Annotated in this window: 1 protein-coding gene; it reads left to right on the top strand. The window is 65.9% G+C overall.

From position 1 onward, the window contains the following. A partial coding sequence (locus AC1D15_RS34700; RefSeq protein ID WP_477829649.1) for a CmpA/NrtA family ABC transporter substrate-binding protein occupies positions 1-904 on the top strand: 904 nt, incomplete at both ends.

The raw sequence follows: 904 nt of genomic DNA, 5'->3' as shown, positions 1-904 counted from the left end.
GCCGAACCCTGATCAAAGCCGCTGCCGCGGGCAGTGCTGCCGGCCTGGTGCCGGGGCTGCAGAGCGCCGTGCATGCGCAAGGCTCCGACAAGCCCGAGAAGGAGGAAGTGCGCATCGGCTTCATCCCGCTGACCGACTGCGCGTCGATCGTGATGGCCTCGGTGCTCGGCTTCGACAGGAAGTACGGCGTCAAGATCGTTGCGACCAAGGAGGCCTCGTGGGCCGGCGTGCGCGACAAGCTGGTCAACGGCGAGCTCGACATGGCGCACGTGCTGTACGGCCTGGTCTACGGCGTGCACCTGGGCATCGGCGGGCCGAAGAAGGACATGGCCGTGCTGATGACGCTGAACAACAACGGCCAGGCGATCACGCTGTCGAAGAAGCTGGCCGACAAGGGTGCGGTCGACGGCGCATCGCTCGCCAAGGTGATGGCCGCCGACAAGCGCGAGTACACCTTCGCGCAGACCTTCCCGACCGGCACCCACGCGATGTGGCTGTACTACTGGCTCGCGAGCGTCGGCATCAACCCGATGAAGGATGCCAAGGTCATCACCGTGCCGCCGCCGCAGATGGTGGCCAACATGCGCGTGGGCAACATGGACGGCTACTGCGTCGGCGAGCCCTGGGGCCACCGCGCGATCATGGACGGCATCGGCATCACCGCGGTGACCACGCAGGACATCTGGAAGGACCACCCCGAGAAGGTGCTCGGCACCACCGGCGATTTCGTCAAGAAGTACCCCAACACCGCGCGTGCCGTGATGATGGCGGTGATCGAGGCGAGCCGCTGGATCGACGCGAGCCTGCAGAACAAGCTGAAGATGGCCGAGACGGTGGCCGACAAGTCGTACGTCAACACCGGCGTCGACGCGATCAACCAGCGCATCCTGGGCCGCTACCAGAA

This window comes from Rhizobacter sp. P2_H2, from assembly GCF_056403375.1.
The sequence above is the reverse complement of the archived record's forward strand: the minus strand, read 5'-3'. Positions and strand labels throughout refer to the sequence as shown.